The 25,621-nt window shown below is 60.5% G+C and carries 22 protein-coding genes and 2 tRNA genes; 4 read left to right on the top strand and 20 right to left on the bottom strand.

Going from position 1 to position 25,621, the window contains the following annotated elements; translation table 11 throughout:
- Positions 1 to 253: 253 nt before the first annotated feature.
- From ELEN_RS00195 to ELEN_RS00170, 6 genes are all read right to left on the bottom strand, one after another.
- Positions 254 to 1,570 (bottom strand): adenylosuccinate synthase, encoded by a 1,317-nt coding sequence (locus ELEN_RS00195; protein WP_009305614.1) that lies wholly within the window; start codon positions 1,568 to 1,570, stop codon positions 254 to 256.
- 502 nt (positions 1,571 to 2,072) lie between these two features.
- On the bottom strand, positions 2,073 to 2,996 hold the full coding sequence (locus ELEN_RS00190; protein ID WP_012809464.1) for an AEC family transporter: 924 nt from the start codon (positions 2,994 to 2,996) through the stop codon (positions 2,073 to 2,075).
- Between the two features lie 105 nt (positions 2,997 to 3,101).
- Entirely contained in the window at positions 3,102 to 4,328 is a 1,227-nt protein-coding gene (locus ELEN_RS00185; RefSeq protein ID WP_012809463.1) for a bifunctional ornithine acetyltransferase/N-acetylglutamate synthase, read from the bottom strand.
- Positions 4,329 to 4,364: 36 nt separating this feature from the next.
- The gene (locus ELEN_RS00180; RefSeq protein WP_009305611.1) at positions 4,365 to 5,948 is read right to left on the bottom strand and encodes an amidohydrolase; all 1,584 of its coding nucleotides are present in this window, start codon (positions 5,946 to 5,948) and stop codon (positions 4,365 to 4,367) included.
- Positions 5,949 to 6,005: 57 nt separating this feature from the next.
- Positions 6,006 to 6,926 carry an AEC family transporter gene (locus ELEN_RS00175; RefSeq protein ID WP_009608964.1) on the bottom strand — a complete coding sequence of 307 codons (921 nt, stop codon included), beginning with the start codon at positions 6,924 to 6,926 and terminating at the stop codon, positions 6,006 to 6,008.
- 168 nt (positions 6,927 to 7,094) lie between these two features.
- Positions 7,095 to 7,886: a helix-turn-helix domain-containing protein gene (locus ELEN_RS00170; protein ID WP_009608913.1), complete on the bottom strand. Its 792-nt coding sequence runs from the start codon at positions 7,884 to 7,886 to the stop codon at positions 7,095 to 7,097.
- A 170-nt stretch (positions 7,887 to 8,056) separates the two neighbouring features.
- Between ELEN_RS00170 and ELEN_RS00165 the strand changes: the two genes are divergently transcribed.
- Positions 8,057 to 8,314, top strand: coding sequence for a helix-turn-helix domain-containing protein (locus ELEN_RS00165; protein ID WP_009305608.1), 258 nt, complete (start codon positions 8,057 to 8,059; stop codon positions 8,312 to 8,314).
- 310 nt (positions 8,315 to 8,624) lie between these two features.
- On the opposite strand, the gene ELEN_RS00160 is transcribed toward ELEN_RS00165, so the two are convergent.
- The 8 genes from ELEN_RS00160 to ELEN_RS00125 all read right to left on the bottom strand — a co-directional run bounded on the left by ELEN_RS00160 (position 8,625) and on the right by ELEN_RS00125 (position 16,976).
- On the bottom strand, positions 8,625 to 10,931 hold the full coding sequence (locus ELEN_RS00160) for an AAA family ATPase (RefSeq protein WP_009305607.1): 2,307 nt from the start codon (positions 10,929 to 10,931) through the stop codon (positions 8,625 to 8,627).
- Entirely contained in the window at positions 10,928 to 12,214 is a 1,287-nt protein-coding gene (locus tag ELEN_RS00155; RefSeq protein WP_009305606.1) for a metallophosphoesterase family protein, read from the bottom strand. The genes ELEN_RS00160 and ELEN_RS00155 overlap by 4 nt, the downstream gene beginning before the upstream one ends.
- Positions 12,215 to 12,250: 36 nt before the next feature.
- Positions 12,251 to 13,663: a replicative DNA helicase gene (dnaB, locus tag ELEN_RS00150; RefSeq protein WP_009305605.1), complete on the bottom strand. Its 1,413-nt coding sequence runs from the start codon at positions 13,661 to 13,663 to the stop codon at positions 12,251 to 12,253.
- A gap of 301 nt (positions 13,664 to 13,964) precedes the next feature.
- Entirely contained in the window at positions 13,965 to 14,501 is a 537-nt protein-coding gene (rplI, locus tag ELEN_RS00145) for a 50S ribosomal protein L9 (protein ID WP_012809461.1), read from the bottom strand.
- Positions 14,502 to 14,516: 15 nt separating this feature from the next.
- Positions 14,517 to 14,777: a 30S ribosomal protein S18 gene (rpsR, locus tag ELEN_RS00140; RefSeq protein WP_009305603.1), complete on the bottom strand. Its 261-nt coding sequence runs from the start codon at positions 14,775 to 14,777 to the stop codon at positions 14,517 to 14,519.
- Between the two features lie 21 nt (positions 14,778 to 14,798).
- A complete protein-coding gene (locus tag ELEN_RS00135; protein WP_009305602.1) occupies positions 14,799 to 15,254 on the bottom strand; it encodes a single-stranded DNA-binding protein in 456 nt (151 codons plus the stop codon).
- Positions 15,255 to 15,312: 58 nt separating this feature from the next.
- Positions 15,313 to 15,606 (bottom strand): 30S ribosomal protein S6, encoded by a 294-nt coding sequence (gene rpsF, locus ELEN_RS00130; protein ID WP_009305601.1) that lies wholly within the window; start codon positions 15,604 to 15,606, stop codon positions 15,313 to 15,315.
- Positions 15,607 to 16,457: 851 nt separating this feature from the next.
- Positions 16,458 to 16,976: a hypothetical protein gene (locus ELEN_RS00125; RefSeq protein ID WP_012809460.1), complete on the bottom strand. Its 519-nt coding sequence runs from the start codon at positions 16,974 to 16,976 to the stop codon at positions 16,458 to 16,460.
- Between the two features lie 29 nt (positions 16,977 to 17,005).
- On the opposite strand from ELEN_RS00125, the gene ELEN_RS16070 reads away from it, so the two are divergent.
- Positions 17,006 to 17,341, top strand: a complete 336-nt coding sequence (locus ELEN_RS16070; RefSeq protein ID WP_143924725.1) for a hypothetical protein — start codon at positions 17,006 to 17,008, stop codon at positions 17,339 to 17,341.
- Between the two features lie 393 nt (positions 17,342 to 17,734).
- Here ELEN_RS16070 and ELEN_RS00120 read toward each other — a convergent pair whose 3' ends face one another.
- From ELEN_RS00120 to ELEN_RS00105, 4 genes are all read right to left on the bottom strand, one after another.
- Positions 17,735 to 18,205, bottom strand: a complete 471-nt coding sequence (locus ELEN_RS00120; protein ID WP_009305599.1) for a MarR family winged helix-turn-helix transcriptional regulator — start codon at positions 18,203 to 18,205, stop codon at positions 17,735 to 17,737.
- A gap of 144 nt (positions 18,206 to 18,349) precedes the next feature.
- Positions 18,350 to 18,805 (bottom strand): hypothetical protein, encoded by a 456-nt coding sequence (locus ELEN_RS00115; protein WP_012809459.1) that lies wholly within the window; start codon positions 18,803 to 18,805, stop codon positions 18,350 to 18,352.
- Positions 18,806 to 18,818: 13 nt separating this feature from the next.
- Positions 18,819 to 21,881, bottom strand: a complete 3,063-nt coding sequence (locus ELEN_RS00110; protein WP_012809458.1) for a LamG domain-containing protein — start codon at positions 21,879 to 21,881, stop codon at positions 18,819 to 18,821.
- Positions 21,882 to 21,890: 9 nt separating this feature from the next.
- Positions 21,891 to 22,871: a hypothetical protein gene (locus ELEN_RS00105; RefSeq protein WP_012809457.1), complete on the bottom strand. Its 981-nt coding sequence runs from the start codon at positions 22,869 to 22,871 to the stop codon at positions 21,891 to 21,893.
- A 137-nt stretch (positions 22,872 to 23,008) separates the two neighbouring features.
- On the opposite strand from ELEN_RS00105, the gene ELEN_RS00100 reads away from it, so the two are divergent.
- Entirely contained in the window at positions 23,009 to 23,206 is a 198-nt protein-coding gene (locus ELEN_RS00100) for a hypothetical protein (protein ID WP_143924724.1), read from the top strand.
- Positions 23,207 to 23,338: 132 nt separating this feature from the next.
- Complete coding sequence (locus tag ELEN_RS00095) at positions 23,339 to 25,219, top strand: RICIN domain-containing protein (protein ID WP_012809456.1); 1,881 nt, start codon at positions 23,339 to 23,341, stop codon at positions 25,217 to 25,219.
- A 155-nt stretch (positions 25,220 to 25,374) separates the two neighbouring features.
- Here the strand turns inward: ELEN_RS00095 and ELEN_RS00090 are convergent.
- Positions 25,375 to 25,467, bottom strand: a tRNA-Ser gene (locus tag ELEN_RS00090).
- A 57-nt stretch (positions 25,468 to 25,524) separates the two neighbouring features.
- Positions 25,525 to 25,616 (bottom strand) — tRNA-Ser (locus ELEN_RS00085).
- Positions 25,617 to 25,621 lie beyond the last annotated feature (5 nt).

Here is a 25,621-nt window from a genome sequence, read left to right as displayed (position 1 = left end):
GTTCCCATGTCGCACGTCATTGCGACGAAGTGTTTCACGTGAAACGTTTCGTCGCTTTATAGGTCGAACTCATACGTCAGCGAAAAGCGCCGAGGTGCCCGAGATCGTGGGGATGGCGAGGGCGAAGCGCGCCCCGAAGGAAGTCCCCGTAGGGGATACTTCGGTACGCGAGCCGTCGGCATCGCCGCGAGATCGGGTGCATCGGCGCTTCGCAGCGTCGAGTCGTTCCGCCGTTCGACAGAACGGCGGAACATTACCGATCCCAGCCTCGCATGATGGTCTGGTCGCGGTCGGGGCCGACAGCGATGATGCTGACCGGCACGCCGGTGATCTTCTCCAGGTACTCCACGTAACGCTGGGCGTTCTCGGGAAGCTCCTCGAACGTGCGGCACTCGGTGATGTCAACGCCCTTCCAACCGGGAAGCTCCTCGTACACGGGCTTCGCGTGGAACAGCACGCTCTGCTGCATGGGGAAGTAATCGTACACCTTGCCCTCGCACTCGTAGGCCGTGCACACCTTGATGGTGTCGAAGGCCGACAGCACGTCGAGCTTCGTCAGCGCCACGTCGGTGAGGCCGTTGACCTCGGCCGCGTAGCGCGCGATGACCGCGTCGAACCAGCCGCAGCGGCGCTTGCGCCCCGTGGTCACGCCGAACTCGTGGCCCACCTTGCACAGCAGCTCGCCGACCTCGGCCTCCTCGCCTTCGCCGCCATCCTCGGGGAAGCGCTGCTCCGTGGGGAAGGGGCCTTCGCCCACGCGCGTGACGTAGGCCTTCTGGATGCCCAGTACGCGATCGATGACCGTGGGGCCCACGCCCGTGCCCGTGGCGGCGCCGCCGGCGCAGCACGACGAGGACGTGACGTAGGGGTACGTGCCGTGGTCGATGTCGAGCAGCGTGCCCTGCGCGCCCTCGAACAGGATGGACTTGCCGGCGCGCACGGCCTCGTTCAGCAGCTGGGCCGTCTCGGCCATATACGGCTTGAGGATGCGCGCATAGGGCAGGTACTCCTCGCAGATCTCCTCCACCGTGTAGGTGTGCAGGCCGTAGATCTTCTCGAGGATGGGGTTCTTCTGCGAAAGCACCGCTTCCAACTTGAGGCGGAAGATCTTCTCGTCCAGCAGGTCCTGGATGCGAATGCCCTTGCGAGCCACTTTGTCCTGGTAGCAGGGGCCGATGCCGCGCTTCGTGGTGCCGATCTTGTTCTCGCCCAGGCGCTTCTCGTCGGCGCCGTCGAAATCCTTGTGGTACGGCATGATCACATGCGCGTCGCACGAGATCTTGAGGTTCTTGCAGGAGATGCCTTCGGCTTCCAGCATGGCCATCTCCTTGATGAGCACGCCGGGATCAACGACCACGCCGTTGCCGATGACCGGAACCGCATGCTCGTACATGACGCCGGAGGGCATGAGGTGCAGCGCGAGCTTCTTGTCGCCGTGGATGACCGTGTGACCCGCGTTGTTGCCGCCCTGGTAGCGAACCACGTAATCGTATTCGCGCGCGATCAGGTCGGTGACTTTGCCCTTGCCTTCGTCGCCCCACTGGGCGCCAATCAGAACCGTGCTCGGCATGTCTGTTTTTCCTTTCGGTGTTCGAACCACAGAATTACAGTATATCAATCTGGAAGGCAAATGGAGTTTGCACATGTTCTTTTCGAGGTCTCCACATGAGTTCCGGAGGGTTCGATCGCCGGACGGCGGGGAGGGCGCCGACGCCAAAGGCGCACAGCGGCAACGGGTGAGGCGTTCACGCAGAGAGCCCACCGACGCGGCAGGCAGAGGAAGGGATCGGGCAACGCGGTCGCAAGCGGTCGGAAAACCGGTATCGGCACGGCTCGCCCAGGGCATCGAATGCTGCGCCCATCGCAGAAAGAGCCTGCGAGAGCATCCCGCGGCATCCGGAATGTTTCACGCGAAACATCCCACATCGCAACCTCGAATGTCCCACGAAGAGCATCTCGTGTCGCGCCCGGATTGTGTCACGGGAAACAATCCGCGTCGGACCTCAAATGTTTCACGTGAAACAATTCGAGCCGAGAGAAGGCTCGGCGCGCGGGAAGAGCCGCCCCATCAGTCAGAACAGCACCTTCACCAGGATCAGGATAAGAGGCACGGTGAGCAGGAACAGGAACATGCTTTGCGTCGTGGCCCGGGCGGCGAACTTCGGGTTCGCACCGTATTGCTGGGACAGAATGACGTTGAGCGTGCCGCACGGCATGGCAAGCAGGAAGACGCTGACCGAAGCCACCAGCGGGTCGATCCCGGGCACGAACGAGAGGACGACCGCAGCCAGAGCGGGCAAGGCCAGCAGGCGCATGAAGGAAACGATGTACGCCCATTTGTCTCTCACCACATCCGACAGCTTCATGCGCGACATTTCGTAGCCGATTATGAACATGGCCAGCGGCGTCATCATAGAACCGGCCATATTGAACGCGTCCGCGATGGGGGTCGGGAACCTGAACGGAAGCGCGTACAGCACAAGCGCGACGACGGTGCAGATCAGACAAGGGTTCAGCAGAATGCCCTTGATATCGGGCTTCGCCTTGTCCTGCAAAACCGCGATGCCGAAGCTGAAAAGGGTGATGTTGAACACGATGTTCGCCGCGATGGCGTACAACATGCCGGACGAGCCGAAGAATTGCATGGCCAACGGGATGCCGATGAACCCGTCGTTGCCGTATGCGCACAAAAGCACGAAGATGCGGTTGCCGCCGTCAGGGATGGGAATGCGCTTCCGGACAAGCCCCAAGCCGCCGACAACCACCACGTAGAAGACCAACGACACCGCCATGGTGACCACGAACCCCTGCAGCACCGATCCATCGAAAGCAACCTGGGACGACGACAGGATGACCAGCGGCAACACGGCCTTCAAGAGCAAGGTCGACAAGCCGTTCTTCATCGACTCCGTGATGATGCCGCGCTTGGAGAACAAGAAGCCGAACGCCAACAGGATCAGAATCTGAAGGAAAATTTCCACCATTTCGACCGTCACCGAAATCACCTTCCATCGCGCCGTCGATTCGCGCGTGCGCCGTCCGCGACGCCGCGCCGCGAACCGCACGGTCTTCGCACGGCCCGCATCCCGTCGTCCGGACGCCTAGCCCGGCGGCAGATCGCCAGTCCAGTACGTCGTTTGCGCACCGCCCGCCCCAAGGTCCACGCGGATAACGATCTCCCGATCGCCCGCTTCGCGCAGCAGCCGTTGCTCGTCGAAGGGGCATAGCGCTCCGCGTCTCAGCACAGGAACGCCCATGACATCCACCGACACGCGCTCTCTCATGAACAGCGCGTCGGCGTACCCGATCGAAGAGACGATATGCGACCAGTTCGCATGACGTCCGGCAACGGTGGACCGAACCACCAGCGAATGGGCGACCGAGCGCGCCACCCGGTCGGCGTCGGCCTCGTCGAAGGCTCCGACGACATGCACGGTGATCAGGCACGATACACATTGCTCGTCAGACGCTATGCAACGCGCGAGGCGGCCGCTCACCTCTTTCAAGGCCTCGGAGAACTCGCGAAACGCCTGGGTGCCCTCGCGAATGGGCTTTCCCGGCTTCGCGCCATAGCCGCTGGCAAGCAGGAAGCAGCTATCGTTCGTGGACGAGCCGGCATCGACAATCACCTTGTTGAAGCTTGCGGAAGCCGACTTCTCAAGCGCCCGGTATGCCAGCGCAGGAGAAAGCGGCGCGTCAGTGGTCAGCACCAACAGCATCTCGGGGCCTTTCGCCATGCCGCCTACGGTGAACGTGCAGCCCCGGTACGCAGCATCGGTGCTGCGGTACGAAACGGCAGCTTCCTTCGGGTGCGCGCCGGAGGTCAGGATGGCGCGCGCCGCATCGTGGCCGCCGTCGCGCGCCGCCCGCCTGCACGCAAGCGGAACACCGCGCTCGAACGGCTCGACGGGAGGGCGCGAGCCCATGATTCCCGTGGAAGCCACCAGCACCTCGCCTTCCCGGCAACCCAGCTCTCCCGACGCGAGGCTTGCCGAGCGCCGCGCCACCTCGAGGCCGTTCTCGCCGGTCAGCGCGTTGGCGTTGCCCGAGTTGATCAGCACGGCACGCACGAATCCGAACGAGACGCGGCGAAGATGGTCCCGCGACACGTCCACAGGCGCGGCGCTGAACGCGTTGCGCGTGAACAGCGCCGCGCAGGGGCAGGGTACGTCAGCCGACACCAGCGCGCAGTCGAGGCGGTCGTTACCCTCGTAGAAGCCCGCATGCACGCCCGAAGCCGTGAAGCCGAGGGCGGAAGTCACGCCTCCCTCGTCGATCGTCGCAAGGCTCGGCATCTCAGGATGCCGCACCGCCCTCGGCCGTCTCATCTTCTCCGCTCCTTCCGCACCCTCGAATAGATTGCGCTACGCGCGCTCGAACACCACGTCGCCGTTCAACACGGTCAACTGCACCTGCGTCTCATGGATCAGTTTCGGATCGATAGCGAAGATGTCGCGATCGAGCACGATAAAGTCGGCCAGCTTGCCCACCTCAAGCGTGCCCTTGCGATGCTCCTCGCTGCACCAGTAGGCGGCGTTCTTCGTCACCATCTCCACCGCCTGGTACACAGAGATCGCCTGATCAGCACCGAGAGTCACGTCGTCGCGACCGACGGCCTGGCGGGTGACCGCACATTCGACGCCGTAGAAGGGATTCACTGTGCACACCGGCGCATCGGTTCCGCCAGCCACGATGAGTCCGGCATCCATCATGTCCTTGATCTGGAACAGACGGTTCGCGCGTTCCTTACCCAAGCGCAGCTCGCCGAAATTCACGAAGTTCTCAAGCCACACCGGCTGGATGGCTATTACACAGGGAATCTTGGCCGCACGCTCGATGAAAGTGTTGGACACCAACGTGGCATGAACGAAGTAGAAGCGGCGCGCGTCGCCCACTGCAGGATCGTAGGCGCGCTCGAACGCAGTGAGCACCATATCGTTCGCCGCGTCGCCGATAGCATGAATCGAAACGTCATGACCAGCGTCGTAGGCGGTTTTCACCAGCTCGTCCAACTCTTCCTGCGTGTAGTTGCACTCGCCTCGAGTCCCTACCGGATTCTCGTAATCCTCGAGCATGAGCGCACCGGCCGATCCGATGCCGCCGTCGGTAAGCATCTTGATGGCGCCTAGTTTCAAATCATCATCTCCGAATCCCGTCACCAAACCGCGGACATTGGGATACTCGGGATACCAATTCAGCGTAAGGTGGCAAGGCAGCCCCTTCTGACGACGCATCTCGGTATAAAGACGGGCACCGAAGGGTCCGTCCTCCTGATTCACCTCGAGCTGGGTAAGTCCAAGTGAAGAGCAATACTGCAAATGCTCGTGAACCGCATCGACGCATTCCTGCAAGCTCATGCGGGGTATGACAGGATCAACATGCTCGGGATACACCACTTCGCGTACGACGCCGTCCGGACGACCGTCATCGAATCGGCCCACATGATCAGCCACCATCGGCTGAAAAGACGCATCGATACCCGCTAGCGCCAGTGCCGCAGAGTTCAACACATGAACATGGTGGCAGAAACTGCCGATGCAAATAGGAATTTCAGAAGAAACGCTGTCGAGCTCATCACAGTTCGGAAAACGCCCCTCTTTCAAGAACTCGAGGTGCATGTTCTCGGCAGTAAGCCACTGACCAGGTTTGATGCTTTCCTTTCGCTGTTCGAGAAGGCTCAAGATTTCTGGAATGCTATGGCACCCGCTTAGGTTCGGCGTAATACGGCCCATGCAATCATGGAATAGGTGCATATGGGTGTCAGCGAAACCGGGAAGCACGCTTCTTCCCTGCAGGTCAACGTACTCGCACGCGTCAATTGCACGCATCTCCTTGCTCGTACCGGCGGCCACAATGGTTCCGTTATGAACGGCCAGCGCCTCCACTGTATCACCTTCGGACACCATGGTTCGAATGACGCCGTTGTAATACACGCGATCGATCTTCATAGCTCAACTCCTATCCTAGCTTCGTTTTCATGCGCTGTCGAACTGGACGGTGCACGCTTACAACAAGGTATTGATGATGACGAGCATGATGGGAACGGTAATCAAGAACAGGATCATGGTCTGCGTTGTGGCACGCGAAGCGAACTGGGGGTTAGTTCCATACTGCTGCGACAGGATCACGTTCAAAGTTCCGCACGGCATAGCCAAAAGAAAAACGAGAACCTTCAAAACCTCGTGATCCACAGGCAGGAACATGAAGATAACGCACACGATAGTAGGAATTACCAGCAAACGCAGGAGGGAGACGACGTACGCCCAGCCGTCTTTTATCAAATCAAGCACCTTCATGTTGGCGATCTCGTGACCAATAATGAGCATAGCCAGCGGAGTCATCATGTTGCCGGTCATAGTAAAAGCGGTGCCGACGAAGGAAGGAAAACGGAAGGGAGCGACGTACAACGCCAGCATGACCACCGTGCAGATCAAGCACGGGTCGGTTAGGACCGACTTCACGCTTACCTTGCTCTCGCCCGACAGGATCATCAAACCGTAGCTAAACAGGGCGATGTTAAAAGCCACATTAAGCGAGAAGGCGTACATCAAACCTGTAGGCCCGAAGAATTGCGTGGACAAGGGAATCCCGATGAAACCAACGTTTCCGAACACACACAGCAACGGGAAAACACGGTCGGCGTTGTCCTTCAAAGGAAGCCTCTTTGCCACCATACGCAAAATAAACAGGAACACAAAGTAGAATACGAACGATATGACCAGAGTGATACCGAAACCGCTGAGGGTAGAGGCATCATAGGCGATCTGTGACGAACCCAAGATGCTGATGGGTAGAACCAATTTCAACAACAGAGTGGAAAGACCGTTCTTGATGTCCGACGTGAGAATCTTCTTCTTCGTGAAAAAGTAACCGAACGCGAGCAGGATGACGATCTGCAGGAAAATCCCCCACATTTCCGGTGTCATGAAAACCTCCTTATAAAGACGATGCGGAACACGAACCGCCTCGCCTCCCCGATCAGGGCCCCTCGGGATCGGAAACGCGGATTCGGTTCGCGTGCGCACTCATTCTTTACAAATCGGCAACCGAAAGCTTGTATATTTTCACACTCGCCATTAAAAAGCTGTCGAAGGTCAATGAAACAAAACCGTCGAGCGGCCGGCACGAATATCGCCAGGGACGAGCGTCGTGTACTTTTTAAATTCCCGATCGAAATGCGATTGATCGTAATACCCCAAACCGGTCCCGATATCGAGTCCGGTCACACCCCTATATCGACTGTCAGAGAGAAACCTGATGGCATTCTGAGTGCGAATGATGCTGGCGTACGTCTTCATGGTGCAGCCAACCGCTTCTTTGAACCTCTTGGAAACATAGGTATGACTGTAACCCGTGCGCTCGACCACGTCTTCCACACGCACCACCCCAACCCTGTCCAAGATGACCTTCGTTATAAAAGATACCAGTGAGTCCGACTCGCAGAAAAGCTCCGAGTGACTGCTTGCGGCGAAATGAGACGCCGCCAACCGAGCGCGCTCCTCAAAAGGCAGCGAGAGATGAACGATATCCCTTAGAACATCGATATCCACATACGCCGACGCTTCGATTCTTCGATTAAATAGCGCCTGTGCATCGAGCTTAGAGAAACAACATTTGGGTCCCGGCATGAACTTAATACCAAAACAACGCTCATAACAAGAAGAATCGCTTCTATGGCCTTTGAGAAGGCTTCCTGCAACGAAACACTCCTCTTGCGCACCGCTTCCCAAGAATTGCACGTCGACACAGCCGTCGGGTATACCCAACGTGGAGGACCGCGCTGCTGGCGAAAACGTTATCTCGTACACTTTGTTGATCAAGGAGTCGTCAACGATCAACTCTTGATAACCCAGACCTGCACGCGAGCAGAACGATCTCAGATTCACCCGTCCCCCTTTCCGGCGACGAAGACGGCACCCCCCCCATGCGCCAGCCGACGGCGAAAACGTCAGCCGCTCAGCGTTTCCTTACTTTTCTAACCAAAATGGTTATAAAAGTATCCAAAACGATAACTATAGTAACCGTTTTGGGAAAGAGATCGCAATACCCTGTCCTCATGAATGAGAAGTACAAATCAGGATTCGGCGAAGCGGTGAGGATGCAGCGCGCGGTGTGCAACCTCACGAAAGAACGCCTGTCCCTTATGGTGGGCATCAACCGACTCACGCTGAGGAGGATCGAATCCGGAGACGCAAATCCGACCTTGGATGTCATGTATCGCATATCCGAAGGGCTGGGCGTCCCATTGAGCGAGCTCATCGCACAAGCTGAGGAAGCGGAGAAGAGAGACGGGACTTCCAGCAAAACCGACTAACGCAACCGGCGAGTTTCCGCGCCCCTCCTACGGTGCTCGAAGAACAGCGAAAACTCCGAGTCGTTTTGCGCGAAGCTCTGCAAACACGGCAAATTGGAAAAGCCGACCCCCCCCCCGCATCCCAAAGCGCCCGGGATGTTTCACGTGAAACATCTCGACGGGCGCGACAATAGCGGCTGCGCCGGGAGTGAACTCTCGACAAATTGAAAAGCGCTCGAGTCGGACGGGGAAGAGAACAGGAAGCAACGAGAGAAGAATCCAGGCGAGAACAGGTTGCGCGCAAGGAGAACGCAATCCAGGCGCGTGCAGACTACAGTTCGACCTCGTTCAAGGTCGGGTCCGCCTCCCGCAACGCCTCCACCACTTCCTCATGGCAGGTGAACAGGATCACCTGGCGCATACGGGCGAGCTCGGCCAACGCGCGGGCGGCGCCCGCACGTCGGGACGTGTCGAAGTTCACGAGGATGTCGTCGGCCAGGATGGGCACGGCGCGACCCACGTTGTCGGCGGTCATCAGCAGGGCGATGCGCAGCGCGAGGTACAGCTGCTGGCACGTGCCCAGCGACAGATGGCCGGGATCGCGCGTGGTCTTCACCGCGTCGGTCACCTGCAAGCGGCCCTCGGCGGTGAGGCTCACCTTCGTCCAGCGGCCGTCCGTCATCAACGACAACAGGCGGCTGGCCTGACGATACACCTCCGGCTGGCTCTTGCTCTCCCAAGTGGCGATGGCGCTTTCCAGCATGCGGCGCGCCAGCAGCAGGCGCGCGTAGTCCTGCGCGCTCTCGTCCTGGCGCGTGCGGATCTGCTGGTACAGCAGCTTGTACTCGTCGAAGTCGCGCAGGTGCTGGGCATGGGAAAGCTCCTGCTTGAGCTCGCCGTAACGGCGGTTGAGGCCTTCGCTGGCCTCCATGAGCCCCATGCGCTGCTGCGACTTCTGCGCGATAGCCTCGTCGACGGCGTCGAGGGTGCGCTCGGCGCGCAGGTCGATTCGCTCGTACAGGCGGCGGCGTTGGCGCTTCGCGCTGGCCAGGCTCTCCTCCAGCGCGCTGCGGCGCGACACGAGCGCCTGCAACCGCTGCTGGAACAGGTTGTTCTCGGCGCGCGCGTCCTTCGCCTCGTCCAGCAGCGTACGCGATCGGCGCAGCGATCCCTGCGCCTCGGCCAAGCCCGCGGCGTCCAGCTGGGCACGGGCGCGGTTCCTGAACGCTGCCTGGCTTTCCAGGCACGCTTCCAGCTTCTTCTTGTCTTGCAGCATCACCCACTGGGCGTCCTGCTTGCGCGCTTCCTTCGCGTCCTCTTCCTTGTTGGGGCGAAACAGCATCACCATCGCGGCCAGCGCCAGCATGATGGCGAACACCACCAGACCGATGCCGAGCGCCGTGAACGACAAGCTGGTGATCTCGCGGCCGTGAATGAACAGGGGCAAGCCCGTGCACACGAACATGAGCGGCAGCGCGATGGACAGCCCCACCTGCACGCTGCGCTGGCGGCGAGCGCGTTCGCGTTGGGCGCGTTCGTCGTCGGTTTCCAGCAGCGCCTCGTAAGCGGCCTTCGACGTTGCGAAGTTGTCCTGCGCCAGATCGACGGCGTGCTCGCATTTCGCCTCGTCGACCGCCAGCGAGTCGATCTGGTCGCGCAGGGCGCGCTCTTCCGACGCTGGCAGCTCAACCAGCTCAGACACGCTGCGGTCGGCGGCGCAATGGGTTGTGACCAGCACGTCCTCCTCGTCGCACAGCGACGCTACCTGGTCGGTCAGCGAGTCTATCTCGTGATCCAGCTTCTCGATGTTCGAGCGTTGGACGGTCAGCGTCTCGATAGACGTGTTCAGAGCATCGAGGCGCGCCAGAAGCTCGTTGCGCTGGGGTTCCAGCTCGCGGAACTCCTTATCCTGCCGCTTGAAGCGCTCGGCCTCCTCGGCGGCGGCCGTCATCTTGGCGCGCAGCTCGTTCTCCTGCGTCGTGAGGTTGGCGATGGAGTGCTCGACGCCGGCGGCGCGCGAAGTGTACTCAGCCAGCTTTTCCTGCACGGTGGCCAGCGCGTGAGCGGGCGAAGCGCCCGTTCCCGAACCGGCGGTGAGCAGCTTAGCCGTAACGTCGGTGGTGTTGCGCAGCGTCCGCAGCTCGTCGCTGGTCAGGGAGAACATCGTCTGAAATGTCTCTTTGTCGATGTCGGCCACGAGGGATGCGTCGCCTTGCAAGCCGTCGCTGTTGCGCACGCGCGAGAGCTCGAGCTCGGGCGCGCGAGAGGGTTCAGGCGTGGGAAGCGGCGCAGCTGACGCCGCGAGGGAACCGTCGGCTTCGACGGCGGCGACGCGCCCGTCCGGGGCGGCGAGGGCGGGCGCATCCGACGGCGCGGACGAAACGCCGGAGGACGCGTCGCGCTGGGCGAAGAACAGCGATCCAGATCGCTCCGCATTCGCAGGCTTGTAGGTGTTGCGGCTGCCGCGCGCTTCTTCCCAGCCGAACAGCACGCCGCCCACGAACGACGCGAGCGTGGTCTTGCCGGCTTCGTTCGGCCCGTACACCACGTTGAGGTGCGGGGCGAACGGACCCACCGCTTTGTTTGAGAACGCGCCGAAGCTGACGATCTTGATATGCTCGAGATAGGACCGCTTCATTGCTCGTCCCCTTGGGCCAGCAAATCGAGCACGAGGTTCTCGGCCGCCTCGGCGAATGCATCGATATTGCGCGTGTAGGCGCTGGGCAGCTGGATGTTCTTCTTGATGAACTCATCCTGCAAAAACGCGATGGCCTCGTCGGGATTGCGCCGCTGCGCGTCCGCCACCTGCAGGAACACCGCAGGGAACAGCCCTTCGCGGCGCAGCGCCTCCTTGTCGCGCGGCGGCACCGTGAGGTTCGTCAACGCGTCGCAGAAGAATGCCGAATACGCATCGTTCACGTGTTTGCGCAGGCCGGCGATCACATCGGCGCGGTCGAGCATGGCGTGCATCGGGGTCGCGCCCTCCAGCGCAATGCGCACCACCATCTCCTCGCAATGCGCCTTGCCGTTCTCGCGGAACAGCTCGCGCATGATCTTGTCGGTGATGTCGGGCAGGTTCGCGCAATCGGACACGTCCACGTGCATCCGCTGCCACACGACGCTTGCCGTGGGGATGAACTCCAGCTCGTTTTTCGCGCCTTCCCGCAGCGTGACGCAGAACACGCCGCGCTCGCCCGTCTCCTTGATGTCGCGGCCTTGGATGCAGCCGGAGAACACGAGGCGCGGGTCGTCGAAAGAGGGGTAGGCGTACTTCATGTGGATGTGCCCAAGCGCCCAATAGTCCATGCCCGCGTGCATGAGGACGGCGGGGTCTACCGGGGCTTTCACCGGATCGAGGTTGAGGCCGGTGTGCAGCAGGCCCACTGCGAACGGGGCTTCCGCAGCGTGCGGATGCTGGACGGCTAGCGCCTGCTCGGCCGCTTCGCGCGTGACGCCTTCGGCGATGCACTCGTCCATCGGCCACGTTTGGTTGTAGTAGCCGCGGCCGCCGATCAGGCACAGCGGTTGGCCGTCGCGCTCCACCAGCGCGAAGCCGGGTCGGTCGCCCGGCAGCATGGTGGCGTTGGGCGGCAGCGAGAAGAAGTCGTGCTGCCACGAGGTGTACGGATCGTGGTTGCCCGTGATCAGGTACACCGGAATGCCCGCCTCGCCTAGGCGTTCCAACCCTTCGAAGAAGTGCAGATAGTCGCCGTACGAGGGGCGCGCGGAGTCGAATATGTCGCCCGACACCACCACGAAGTCCACGTCGCGGGCAATGGCCGCGTCGACCATGCGGTCGTACGATTCCGGGATGGCGCTGAGCAGGCGGTTCGCCCATTTGGACGAAAGCGCGCGCAACCCGCGGAACGGCGCCCCCAGATGGAGGTCCGATGCATGGATGAATGTGACGCGTTTCGACATGAGCCCAGTGTACCGCGAAACGGCTCAACAGGGGCTTTACATATAGCCGCCCACGCGCGAATCGTCGATGAAATCCATGAAGCGGGTGTACTCGGCGTTGAAGGCCAGCGGGATGTCGCGCGTGGGGCCGTTACGGTGCTTCGCGACGATCAGCTCGGCCGAGCCCAGGTCGGGGCGGTCTTCGCTCTCGGCCTCGATCTCGTCCATGCTTCGGTCGATGAACATGACGATGTCGGCGTCCTGCTCGATGGAGCCCGATTCGCGAAGGTCGGACAGCATCGGGCGCTTCTTGCCGCGCATCTCCACCGCACGGGACAGCTGCGACAGCGCGATGACGGGCATGTCCATCTCCTTCGCCAGCACCTTCAGGCCTCGCGAGATCTCGCCGACCTCGACGGCGCGGTTGCCGTCTTTGCGCGACTGCGGCGGCGACATGAGCTGCAGGTAGTCGACGATGATGATGCCCTTCTCGGCGGAGCGCAGCTCGCGGCGGGCCTTGGCGCGCAGCTCCAAGATGGACAGCGACGGCGTGTCGTCGATGAACATGTCCAGCTTGCTCAGCGTGTTAGACGCGTCGGCAATGGCGCCCCAGTCCGACTCCTGCACCTGGCCGGCGCGCAGGCGCGACAGGTTCACGCGGGCTTCGGCGCACAGGATACGCTGCACCAGCTGCGCCGCGCTCATCTCCAACGAGAGAAAGGTGACGGTTGCCCCAGCCTTGGCCGCGTTCGTGGCCAGGTTCAGTGCGAACGACGTCTTGCCCACGCCGGGTCGGGCCGCGAGGATCACCAGGTCGCCGCCACGGAAGCCGTGGAACAGGTCGTCCACGTCCTTGAACCCGCTGGGGATGCCGGCCATGGCGTCCTTCTGCTCGGCCAGCTTCGTCAGCTCCTCGAACGCCTCGGTTAGCAGCACGTCCATGCGCTTGAACGCCGAGGACACGCGCTTCTCGGTGACGTGGAACAGTGTTTTCTCGGCCTCTTCCACCACCACGCCCAAATCGTCGGGGGCGTCATAGGCCAGCGCCTCGATCTCGCCCGACGCGCGGATGAGGTCGCGCAGGATGGAGGTGCGCTTGACGATTTCCAGGTGGTTCTGCCAGTTGGTGAGGGCGAACGTGTTGTCTGCCAGCTCGATGAGGTACGCTTTGCCGCCCACGGCCTCCAGCTGACCCATGGCCTTCAGGTTGTCGGCCAGTGAGATGTGGTCGATGGGGATGTGGCGCACGTACAGGTCCATCATGGACTCGTAGATGCGCTGGTGGGCGATGCGGTAGAAGTTCTCCTTGACCAGCTTCGGAGCCACTTCCTCGATAGCTTCCTGGTTGAGCATGCAGGCGGCCAGGACGGATTTCTCCGCCTCGATGTTCTGCGGATCGATCTTTCGCCGATCCGATACGGTGGTTTCTTCCGGTGCGAAGTCGGCGCTGTACGGCGCGGGTGAAGACATGCTCGAACTCCCTCTCGAATAGCGTGAGTCCCTATGATACAACACTTGTCGCGCGGGGCCGGCCACTGTTACCGGAAGCCTCGGCCGCGTATCGAAGAGCAACCGACGCTCCACGCGCAACAGCCTCGGCGGTTCGCCGCCGCACGGAGGGATGTTTCACATGAAACATCCCGGAAAGAACAGTGCCGTCCTTGCGAAACGAAGAGACCCCCTTCGCGCGCCGTAAAGGGCGAAGGGGGTCTCGCTACGGCTGCGACCGTTCGGCCGCTGCCGCGAAATACTTCGGATACCTCCCGAGCTGCTATTCAGCGGCCTCGGCGGGAGCCTCGGCGACTTCCTCGATCGTCTCCTCGACGACCTCGGCCTCAGCCTCGGCAGGAGCGACCTCGTCGCCCGCGCCGCCGACGAACAGCTTCACCGTCGTCTTGATGTCGCGGTACAGCGAGATGGTCACCTCGTGCTGGCCGGCCGTCTTGATGGCGTGACCCAGCTCGATGCGACGACGGTCGACGTCCACGTCGGTGGCGGCCTTGATGGCGTCGGCGATCATCTGAGCGGTAACGGAACCGAACAGCTGACCCTCTTCGCCCACCTTGGCCTCGACCTTGACCAGCGCGCCGTCGAGCGTTTCCTTGATCTTGCCGGCGTCGGCAAGACGGTTCTCTTCACGCTTGGCGATGTTGTGCTTGCGCTGCTCGAGCTGCTTCAGGTTGCCCTTCGTAGCGAGGATGGCAACCTTCTGCGGGAGCAGGTAGTTGTTGGCAAAACCGGGGGCCACGTCCACGACGTCGCCTTCACCGCCCTTGCCCTTCAATTCTTGGAGCAGGATGACTTTCATGGTTCCTCCTTGCGCCTAGCGGCTGCGACGGTCGCCGCGACCGCTGATGGCGGGCACCGCGTAGGGCATCAAAGCCATCTCGCGGGCGCGCTTCACGGCGTTCGCGATGTCGCGCTGATGCTGGGTGCAGGCACCCGTCACGCGGCGCGGCTTGATCTTTCCGCGATCGGTAACGTACTTGCGCAGCATTTGCGTGTCTTTGTAGTCGATGTACTGCGTGTCCTCTTTGCAGAACTGGCAGAACTTGCGACGCGGCTGCTTCGCGTAATCGGACATTTCTAACCTCTTTCGTTTCGCTTAAAACGGGATATCTTCGTCATAAACCGAAGAAGAGGCATCAACCACCGGCGCGGCAACCACGGGGGCTGCTGCGGGAGCGGAATAACCGCCGCCCATACCGCCACCGTACGACGACGAATCGCTGTTACGGCTCGACATGAATTCAAGCTCGTCGACGATCACTTCGATCTTGCTGCGCTTCTGGCCTTCGCGCTCCCACTGGCTCCAGCGGAGCTTGCCCTCGATGGCCACTTTGGTGCCCTTGCCGAGGTAGCGCGAGAGGCTTTCGGCGCGCGCGCCGAACATCGTGCAGTCGATGAAGTTCGGATAATCCTCCCACTCGCCCGTCTGCTGGTTCTTGCGGCGGTCGTTGACCGCCACGCCGAAGCCCAGTACGGGAAGCCCGCTCGCGGTGGAGCGAAGCTCGGGATCGCGAGTAAGGTTTCCGCTGATGATAACTCGGTTGATGCTCATGTGTGTCTACCTCTTCTCATGCCGGACGCTGGGCGGTGCCCAGGTCCCCGCTCGTCTCCTAGTCGCGGTCCGTGCGCTTGACGATCATGTGGCGCTCCACAGCGTCGGTGATGCGCAGAACACGATCGAGTTCGGCAACGTCAGCGGGATCGGCGTGGAAATCGATGAGAGTGTAGTCACCATCGGTCAATCCGTTGATCTCGTAAGCGAGTTTACGCTTGCCCCAGTTGTCGACGTTGTCAACCGTGCCTTTGCCCTCAGCGATCGTGGTGTCGATACGCTTCATAACGGCTGCGCGGGTTTCCTCGTCGATAGACGGAGCGACAAAAAACAGCAATTCATAAGCCTTCATCAGCTCACCTCCTTTGGTCTTTACGGCCCCGGTGCTGAGAAGGCAAGATTGCCGGGGCAGGATTAGCCCGACTATTCTAGCAAACAGGGGCCGAAACGACCAACACAATCTTCCCGATCATCGTTTCAGCATGGTTTCGCCATACTTACCATGTTCCAGCAACGTGCCGAACATCTTGCATACATGATACCAAGCTCATCTCACGTTTATATGGCGCAGATCCAGCGCGCAGCTTCCTCAACCTTGCCCGTTTCTCACACCGATCTCACGCGGATTCCACGTTTCTTGCCACGTTTTCCAACGCGGATTACCCGCCGTTTGCCATCTTTTCCAGCGCGAATCCAACGCTGCGGGAGAGTCGGCGAGCTGAATCAGCGCGGTGAAGACCAACGACGCAGGTGGGGAGCTTGCGACACAAGCGACGATGGGATGGTCGCGGGTTGTGGAAAACCCCGCTGCAGCTGCGCGTGCAGCTGCAGCGGGCGGCGCTTTCGCCGCAGTGGAAACCATTTGGCGCTTCGCGGACGCGAAACGCCGGCGGTCTCCCGACACCCGAGACAGCGCCCCCGCCAGCCGAGGCGGCATCCCCGCCAGGTGAGGTAGCATCCCCGCCAGGTGAGGTAGCGCCCCCGCCAGGTGAGGCAGCGCCTCCACCAAGTGAGCGGCGCGCCCGCCAGCTGAGGCGGCGTCCCCGACAGGTGAGCGGCGCGCCCGCCAGCTGAGGCGGCGCCCCTGACGGCCGAAGAAGCCGCACATGCGAATCGGCCGCACCTTTGCAGGATGCGGCCGATTCGGAGAAACTTGCGTTTGTGCGAATGTTTCACGTGAAACATTCGTTCGGATGGGCGAAGCTACTCCTCGTCGTCCACCGCATCCTCTTCGAGGTACTTCTCGTCGATATCCTCTTCGGAGTACGAATCGGCGTCGTTCAGCGCGATCATGAAGTTCGGCGCCTCGCCCACATAGGCAGGCTCTTCCTCGAACGTCACGTTGCCCTCTTCGTCCATTTCGTAGAGGTAGCTCACCGCGTAGCCGGTATCTTCGCCCGGTACGCCGCCCTCGGCGATGAGCGCGTCCTTCACGCCGTCGTCGATTTCGATGTAGCCGTCGTAGCACAGCGCGTACGCCGCGGCACCGCGAGCATGCTCCACCGTATGACGAGCCAGGTTGAAGCATTCCTCAGCCGAGTCGGCAGGATGGTTCTCGATGAACAGGTTCTCCTTCACCACCAGTGCCGTGAACGGCACAACGTCGGAACCCTGCGTCATCTTTTCCTTGGCTTCATCGAGCGAGAACAGGAGCACTTTCTCCAGAATCTCGGGGATCTCGGGAACTTCCACGTCAGAGCTCTCAACTTCGCGATCGGCCATAGCCTTGTCCTTTCAAAAGAGGTACTTCGTTGCCAACCAGTGTAGAGCTTGCAGCCGCAGCTTCGCCTCGCGCCCCAAGCTATTTCGGCGTATCTGCAGAATTTGGCCGCGCGAACATGCAAGCACGATGCGCACGCGGGATGCAAGAGGCGCGTCTGCTCAACTTCGTCGGCGCCGAGATCGAGCGTCACGCGGCTGCAAACGTTTCGCCAGCGCTGGTTTTCGGGCTGGTTCTGCAAGTTTTTCGACTTCGTGGCAAACCGTTTGCAAGCACCGGTTTTCTCACCAGGCGTTTTACGTCGGCATCGGGAAGGAGCGACTGGGCGTTGCGAAGCGTCGAGAACAAAACCCCTGGTCGTGAATGATGGCTTATGCCACGAAGTCGAAAAACTTGCACGGGCCGCCCTATTTGCTGCTGACGCGACTTTCGATTGCTGCTACCCGTGCCAAACCTTCTCGACCTTAGCGTTCGGCTCGCCAGCACAAATGTTTCACGTGAAACATCGGACGGAACGGAACGCAGGGGGATGGGATCCGCCGTTGAACCGCAACCGACACGACCGCTCCCCGCCGGGCTCTGAGCTGAGCCGCGCCGATGTCGGCGCGACGGCTACCGACCGTCAGAACCGCGCGGGCGCTGCGGAAGGCGTGGACTTCGCAGGCTGGGGCGGCTTGCATGGACGAGCCCCCGGCTTCGGGAGAAGCCGGGGGCTCGGACGATGGCGCATATGCGCGGCGGTTAAACCCGTCTGCGATATTTAGCGGCAGCAGCACTCGTGGGCTTTGCGACCCTTCTTCTTGCCGTTGATGCCCTTGTCCTTCATCGAGAGGATGAGCTTCTCGGTGATGGCGTTCAGCTGGGCGATCTCCTCCTCGGACAGGCATCCGATGATGTCGTCAGCCGTCTTGTCGTTCGCGGCGACGCGCTTTTGAGCGACCTCGCGACCCTCGTCGGTGAGCTTCACGGCGTAGGTACGCTCGCCTTCGGCGTCCTCGATGGTGACGTAGCCGTTGCGCTCGGCCTTCTTCACGATATCCTTGAGCTCGCTGCGGTTGAGACCGAGAATCTTCACCAGCTCGCGCTGAGTGGTGCCGTCGTTGTCGACGAGGGCGTTCAGCAGCGCGCCCTGGCCGCGCTTGTAGCTTTTCGGGCCGTTCTTGTGAAAGGCGAGGCGGACGAGCTTGCTGGCCTTCTTGAGCTGCGCGAGGGTCTGGGATGCCTGGTTCATGGAGGGTCCTTCTCTCTTCGTATTCGTCTCTTACGGGGCAACTATAGAACCTCACGCACAGCATAAAAAGATTATCCAAAAATATTCATTGAATAATTATCTTTCGAGGTAAATACACTTAATTATATTATTCATGAATAAGTATCAATGCAAACAATCCGACACCTTCTCGTCGAGGGCGACGGCGAACGGTCGGACGTCGACCTCCACGGTGCCTGCATTCGCCACGCTAACCAACAGATTTCCGCGCACGAACTGCTGGGCGGCTCGATTCCCATAGGAGACGTCGCCGAGCTGGGGCACAACCGAGGGCGGCACCAGAGAGGTGCAATTGTGGAAACCGGCCAGCAGCTCCCGCTTCGCGTCGTCGAACGAGGAAGCAGCGAAGACATCAACCATCAGGCGGCAGTCGTCGTCGCGATGGTAGAAGCTGCGGTACGAATGGCGCGCGCCGGGCAACGCGTCGCGCCATACGAGGCGAAACCCCGCTCCATCAAACAAGGCATCCGGTATGACGAACCGCTCGCAGCGGCCGTCGAGCTCCGCGCGGCGCGGCCAGCGATCAGATCCGTACAGCTGGGAAAGAGCGTTTACGTCCATGATCCATCCTTCCTTACGGCATAGCCGGACGACGGGTCTCACTCGACCAAACGTAGGCACACCTTCCAACACCCGCCGCGTCGTTCGTTGCAAAATGCTCCCGATAGGAGGATCGCGCCGTGATCGTACGCGGGATAGGCTCGGTATCGTCGAAGTCGGAGAAGTTCATGCCGTTCGACAGCACAGGATCTCGCTTGCTCGCCGAAGAGGGCGTATCAGACCCGTTGAGCGTGCAACATGCGTCGTACACCGCACGGTCTTGATTGTTCGTCGTCGCCGCTTTCCTGGATACGGCCACTTCATGATAGGTGAACCTGCCATCTTGCCAGACCTTCTTGCCGATCGATTTCACCTTCAAGAACGTGAATTGCTGCTTGTTGCTCGGCGAAGGATCCTCCATGCGCGCTTCGTGCAAGTCGCAGCCCAACGCGTTGGCGAACGTGGTCACGATGATCGCGCAGTCCGTGCAGTTGACCAGAGAAGAGGTTTGCCTCAAGAAATTGCCCAACAGGAAGTAGCCCGTGTTCGTGCAGTAGTAGGATCGCCCCCATCCCGACGTATCGTATTCGAGGCCCAGCCCTTCGTTCACCTTTCGCTCGATCGTGCCCGCCGCTTCGGCGGGCGTCTTCTTCCCCGACGCCCAAGAGCAGGCCTTTTCGAGCAGCGAAACCCACGGATACTGGGAGGATCCGTTGCGGCTGAGCCACGGCTCGTTCGGGTACGACAGCAACGTATACATTACATGCTTCGTAGTGGACATCTTCTTCCATCCGCCCTGATAGTAGCACTGCCACTCCAGCTGCAGCTCGTGCTTGCCCACGCCCTTGTTTGCCAGCGCGTGACGAGGAAACGCCAAAGTCGCGCCCGAGGCCCGCCCGTATCTGAACGTCACCGCGATCTCGTCGGAATCGCCGAGCAACGTCGATCGGCTCTTGTCGACGGCACGCACTTTCACGGAAGCCAATGAAGGGTCGGAGCACGTGAGGTTCGCCTTGATCGTGATCTTCTTTCCCTTGACCGCCTCGATGCAGTAGGCGCACGGGTCGCTTTTGCTGCTATCCCACTCGGGCTTGGACACGAGCTGGGTCCCGTTCCAAGCCAGCGCGATGGCGTCGGCTTCGCCCGTAGGCAGCGGAACAGTGCTCGTCACCGCATGGTGATCGAAGAACAACGCGCTCACTCCGCACGGCAACAACGTGCCCGAAGCGGGCATGTCGGCCAGGTGAACGATCAGGCTGACGGCCAGGTCGGCAAACGCTGCGGCGTAATAGATCAGACCCATGCCCGTGCAAATAGCTACAGCCATAGTTGTCATCACGGCAATCGACCAGGCCACTTTGAACCAGCGCAGCCCGCTCATTGCGGCCTTCAAAAGCGGTGTCAGCAACCCGTTCGCCTTCAAAAGGTAGAAGAACGTGATGATTGTTTTGAAGGACACCGGCCCCGAGAACAGCGAGCGAAACGCCGGGTTTGGCATGATCTTCGTTACGATGAAGTTGGTGATCTTATTGCCTCCGGCAATCCTCACGCCTGCCAGCACGGTGAGCACGCCGCCCACCAGCAGCAGAACGAGTTCGATATACCACAGCGTCCATTCGTCGTAGCCTTCCTTTGCGCACGCGATGGTCTGCGAACCGTCGTGGTAGTGGCCGACGAAGCACACATACCCATCCTTTTCCAAGCGGCTCACGCGTAGAGGAGAGGAGTCGTTCCCCTTCAGGCACGCGGCTCGGCAACGCCGCAGCTCCTCGTCGCTCAACGGATCGGGCTTCGGCGGACATGCAGTCGGCATCGGAGTCGTACCTGCCTCCTGTCTGACGTCGTCGACCACTACGCCGTTGCGCAATCCTATGGGATCGCTGGACACGGCGTTGTTGATGTCGGCGAAGCTCAAATCGTAGGATGCCTGCAGCCCTTCCGCGTCGAACGAAGGCTCTTCGGCGGCGTAGCTTTTCACCTCCTCGGCCGTGAGCGCGCGGTTCCATACGTCCACGCGCGAGATGGCGCCCGAGAAACAGTCTTTGCCGTTGTCGCTTCCGTTCGAGAGGTCGGCGCCGATGCGAAGTTTCGGCTCCTCGAGCACGTCTGAAATGGGCAGGCATGTGGAAATCTGGCTGTCCAGTACGCCGTCCACGTACAACGATTGGGTTTGGAGGCCGTCATACGTCAGGCACACGTTCGTCCAAAGCTGCGGTTGCACGAGCCCCTTCGAAATCATGGGCTCCTCGTCGCCCCGCAGCGCGCATAGGCGCCAGCTCGCTTCGTCGCGCGCCACGTACAGCGACATGCCCGCCTCCTCCGACAAGTCGCCGTTCGCGAACACGGTATACGCGTCTTGGCCGTCGAACGGTTCGAGCCTGATCCAAGCCTGGATGGAATAGGCGTCGTTGCGCCGCCCCGCAGGGTTAATCCCCGGTTCGTTGGAGATGGCCAGGTACGCGCTGCCCCGCAGCTGAACGGAAGGGAACAGAGCGCGCATCTTCGCATCGCCCTGCAGCGCGATAGTCGAGCCGGACACGCGCTCGACAGGAGCCTTGCATCCGAAGTCGTAGAACGCCGCCAGCGAGCCCGCGTAGGAGGACGCCCGGATATCGGCAAAGTCCATCAGCAGCAGATCCTGCACTTCCATCCCGCCGAACGCGCGGTCGAACAACCGCAGTTGACGAACCCCTCCCTTGACGCCCGCTCCCACGACGAACGGCTTCGGGCACGCGCTTCCCTTGCACGGCTTCTGCACAACGCAATCGAGCGCGCCGTTGACGAACAGGCGCACCGTTCCCGGCTCGTAGGCGATGCACAGGTGGTTCCACTCGCCCTGTTGAAACGTTTCGCCGTCGCTTGAAGTGGAAAAGATGCCAAACCCCTCGCGCCAGAAGGAAAACCCCTTCGCCGTCAGCCTGACGTCGAGCGCCCCTTCCTGGTGCAGCACCGATGCGGCGCTTTCCACCGGAATGCCTCGCACCATCATATCGAGCGTGAAGGGCGCGGTTCCGTCCAACACGATACCCGGCGCCGGGGCAGAAGCACTGCCCGCGCCGCCAAGGCAGAGCGCGATGTACTGCTCTGCGTACTCCATGCGACCCCCTTACGCCGACTTGAAGATAGTGCCGCAGGATCCAACCATCACCAGGCGAAACGCCGAGTTGAACAGGCTTGCGTCGGCAGCGCACAGCACCTCGCGCGGATGGACGCCCCATTGGTGGCTCTGCATGGATGGAGCCATCTCCACGCCGTAGTCCAAATCAAGTCGAGCATCGTCCGGCCATGAGGGCTCCGACGGAGGCAGCACAGCCCACACACGCACGAACCCATCGAAATGCGGCGGCACGGCAGGCACGGCCGCCGAAAGCGTCTCGGTTTCAGATGAGGTCACCACGCTGGCTTCGAGCTTCGCTGGTTCACACTGCATACCGATCGTCGTTCCTACGGGCACGTTAGTCGCAGTGAGGTAGAATGCGGCATGCCGCGGTGTATCTTCCGGATTCTTCAAGCCGTCGAGCTGCTCATAGTTGGTTTTCGTCGTGCCGATAACGTTGAGGTTGCGGACACACACGCCCGGATTCTGGTGAACCCATACGACGAATTCGTCGTACGTGCGGAAATCTTCGGGCACGGTTTCCGTGCGATCGGTGTTGGCTATCCCGACCAGGCAGAACCGGTTGCTTGCCGTAGCATCGAGGACGAAAGGGGTGACGCCGACGGCGACGTCGCCTTTACTGGTTGCGCTGACCTTGACGAATGGATCGCCAGCAGGGGTTTTCATAGCGTTTCCGCGCCACACGCTAGGCGTCATGAACAAGCTGACGCCGGCTCGGTACAGGCGGAGGTAGCCCTCCTGCGGCGACGAGTCGAGGCTCTTCACGCGCGTGTACACGAAATTGGTCTTGCTTCCGCTGGACACCTGCTGGTTCACGTCGCGCGCATACGAGCCGGAAAGCTCGGTTTGCGGGTCGGCAATTTGGTCGTGGGAGATGATATCGGGCGATTGATACGTGCCGCCATGCGAGGGAGTGGAGCCGTCGTCGTTCGTATCGTCGCGAAACAGAAGTTTGTTTTGATAGGCCATGATCTTCGCTTTCCTGAAAAGAGGGGTGTGATTGGAAAAGCTATGCACGGATGCTGGACGGTCAAGTGAGGAACGACATACGAAGCCTCCTCTCGCCTATATATGATTTTTTCTATAATACTTTAAAAAATCTGAGCATGGCCGACAGTATCGGAAGTCACCTGCCAACGATCTCGCTGGCGCGCAAGCGGTTCGCCGTGTTTCGCTTGGAGCACAGAGAGATCCTTTGCGGGATTTCAGCAAGATGGGCTGATCTTGACGGCGCGCTGCGCACGAAACTGCCGGAGGGAAGCTACAACCCGGCGCTGCTGCCGCACGCAGACGCAGAGAAGTGATACGCCCGCCGGCAACAACCATTGAAAGCCTTTTCATCGCCATATACTCGTTTCCTCCCGCTTAATTATGTGCGGTGATATCATCAAATTAAGGAACGGCTCAATAAGATCTCGACAAAAGGAGTGATCGCCATGTCCTCAGGATTCAGACCCCGCTGGATGGACTGCGACGAGCCGGGATGGAACCCCGACAGCCGTAGGGATTCCACTGCCGAACCCGAACAAGCCAGCGACCGCATGGCTCTGGCACTGCCGTCCGAATGCATCGTCTATCCCATCCGCTACACGATGCACGTCAACGCGGAGGGATCCGAAAGAGACAGGAAGAGCGCCAGCTTGCTGGACGGCAAAACCGAGTCCGACACCCCGCTGGTGCTGACTACGATGACGGAAGAAAGCTCCACGTTTATCCTGGTTTCTTTCGACGACGACAGCTATCTGATCATCGACGAGCGGTCGTCGGGAGTTTTGCAGATCGAGCACGCATCGGACGACGCATACGCCCGCATCGTGCTAGGCGCATACGAAGAAGGGGCTACCCACCAGCTTTGGCGTTTCGAGCCAACCGGCCACGGATCGTATTATCTCGTGTCTAAGAGAAACGGGCTGGTTGTCGATCTGTGCAACTTCCAGCTGGCGGATGGAAGCCCCCTTATCGCCTACCCGAGGAACAACGGATGGAACCAGCAGTTCCATTTCGACTGCGCCGGCACCCTGGATACGGATCTCTCCGCCTTGCCGGAAGAGGCTGACGACTCGGGCGAGAGCGAACTTCTGTGCGCGGACGACGGAAGTTCGAAGCCCCTCAGCTTTTTCGACCTCTTCAAAACCATCGAACCCACGTTTTCCCTCGACCAGATGACCGACACGGAATCCTGGGGCTCATACCTCTCCGCCCCCGAAGCCGAGTATCATCCGTTCGCGGGGGATGAAGCCACGTTGTTGCTGATGTCGAAGAAATCCGAACGGATCAACGTCCGATGCAAGCACACGAAGCCGCTCATCCCCGAATACATGAAAGAGAGAACCATCAACTACCTCGTTTTGACGAACTTCCTTCCCGAAGGCGTGGAGCCCGCCCGGTTCGTCAACGATCGCCCGATTCCGGCGAAGGGAGAGCACCCGGCGCCCGATCCGTATCTCTACACCCTTTCGTCTTGCTTCGACATGATCTCGATCTCGCAGCTCACCGAAGAATCGCTTCGAAAGCTTCCCGATGGAACCGCCCTCAATAAAGTTCCCGCGTTCGAGGGCTACTTCCTGACGTACGACCAGAAAACCACCTCTCTCGACCAAGAGGAGGTCATGCACGGTATCTTCAACGACCTGGAGATTTGGGGGCGCGATCACAAAACCAAAACACCTCTCAACATCGACCTGGTGATATTCCTCTCCAACACGAACGACGGCGGGAGCAGCGCCCAGTTCATCGACATGAACGAAATACGCATCCCGAAGCCTGGCGAACTTCAAGAGGGCTTCGACCACAGGCGCTGCATGGCGATACGCTTAAATCTAGGAATGCTGAACAAGAAAGACGGTTTCCAGCGGGACGTCGTGCCCGTTCGCAACAACCCGTTTCGATTCGATCCGCTGTACGGATTCGTCACCTCATGGAGAAGGAAGGGGTTCAGGCACTTCTCCCATGCCGACTACATCACGAAGAGGAAGCTTGTGAGGGCGTGGGCGTACCTCGTCAAACTCGAAGAAATAGTCGGGAATCAAACGCTCGCCCCCGTGTTCTTCCACGAGTTCAGCCATGTGATCGAGTTCACCCTCAACAGCGAGGGAAGCTCGCTCGGCGGTGCGATCTTCAACCCGGACGATTCGGGGATAAAGCTGAGTTCGCTGGGCATCAACCATCAGCAATTCGCGATGAGAATCGTGTTGAACGGAGCATACGAGAACATGCATATAAGCCATTCGAAAATGTTGTCCCATCTTGGCGTCGACTACGACTATCTGCACGAGCGGCTTGATCGTTTTTGGCGTTCATGGGGAAAGACCTTCTAACCTGCAAAATGGCATCCTGTGCCACTTGGAGTTGGAAGGCGGCGGGATCGCGCGCCGAGCCGACGGCTTGTGCGGAACCGTTTCACGTGAAACATCTGCAGGCAGACGCTTAAGAAAAAACCCTCCCGGCGGAGCCGGGAGGGTTTGCTGTTTACTGGCGGAAGGGCAGGGATTTGAACCCTGGTCACCGGGGTCGCCGGTGAAACGGTTTTCGAGACCGCCGCATTCAGCCGCTCTGCCACCCTTCCGCGTATGATCGGGGCAAAACCCCGTATGAAACGCGCCTCGGGGGCGCGGGAGTAATCTGGCGGAGAGATAGGGATTCGAACCCTAGGTACTCTTTTGGAGCACACACGATTTCCAATCGTGCACCTTCGGCCAGCTCGGTCATCTCTCCGCTTA

Source organism: Eggerthella lenta DSM 2243 (genome assembly GCF_000024265.1).
Taxonomy (GTDB): Bacteria; Actinomycetota; Coriobacteriia; order Coriobacteriales; family Eggerthellaceae; genus Eggerthella; species Eggerthella lenta.
Note: the sequence above shows the minus strand (reverse complement) of the source record. Positions and strands in the feature narration are given on the sequence as shown.